Origin of the sequence: Nostoc sp. UCD121, assembly GCF_014222285.1 — a bacterium.
In the GTDB taxonomy this organism is placed as follows: Bacteria; Cyanobacteriota; Cyanobacteriia; order Cyanobacteriales; family Nostocaceae; genus Nostoc.
In genome coordinates this window covers 1-934 of the sequence record NZ_JACKZS010000492.1, presented here as the reverse complement: position 1 = coordinate 934, position 934 = coordinate 1, and the positions used below count along the sequence as shown (strand labels likewise).

At 36.4% G+C, this 934-nt stretch carries 1 protein-coding gene and 1 pseudogene; both read right to left on the bottom strand.

The annotated features are described in order from the left end of the window. A pseudogene (locus tag GNF10_RS37130) lies at positions 1–650 on the bottom strand (hypothetical protein); the annotation flags it as partial. Next, the coding region (locus GNF10_RS37125; protein WP_185607509.1) for a hypothetical protein at positions 643–934 on the bottom strand (292 nt) is incomplete at its 5' end. The gene GNF10_RS37125 and the pseudogene GNF10_RS37130, both read right to left, overlap by 8 nt.

Below are 934 nucleotides of genomic sequence, written 5' to 3'. Positions count from 1 at the left end.
TTTACTTGACGTTCAACTGACCCAACCCAGTTTTGAAGAACCGTATTTTGAACTTGTGGTAAAAACCGTTCATTTACCTGCGACAAAGCTTTTTGGGTGTTTTCAATCAACTGTTGTTGCTTTTCTAAAGACTTGCCCATTTCGCTAACTTGAGCAGCCAGTTCTGACAAGGATTCAGGTGTTTGTTCATTTTTTTTGAGACTGTCAACAAGTTTTTGTTGCGACTCTAGTTTAGATTGCAAAACAGCCACTTGTTTTTGCAAAGCTTCTACACTGTAAATTCGCTCATTACTTACAACTTCATTTTTCGGCGTTCGGGGCGCTAAACCTAATTTGTCAGTCAGTACTTCTCCATTTTTAATATGGAATACTTTTTCATTACCAATTTTAATAGAAATTGCTCCTTGAGAATTTTTCGGGTCAGACAGAGCTTTTTTTAAGTTCTCTACTATCGTTGGTGTTAATAAGTTTTTAGAGGGCGATTCTCCCAATCTTCCTTGATAAACTTTGCTAGAGCTAGAGTAAATATGAACATCCTTGCTGGGATCTAATCCTTTTTCTTTAGCTTTCGCATGGATGAGTTTCAGGAGAGATTCTAAAATGTCTAGATAATCTCGCTTAATTTCATTCGCTTCACCATCCTCAATCATTATTTTCACCTTTGATAATTGACTGAATTAACAGTTCGGGATTAATCGCTACTTCTGGCAAAACTATCCCACCGAGTTTATTAAGAACCTGTCTACCTTCAACTTCAATGTAAGCAAATTCTCCATCAATCATCACTGTTATCGATGATGTATTTTTTTCAGTATGAACTGGGACATAATCTTTCAAAACACCATTTAAAACAAAAATATTGGCATCATCTGCATCACCACTATAGACTTCAAGGCACTCAGGAAGATAGTTAGCATCAAAAGGCAAGTTATCC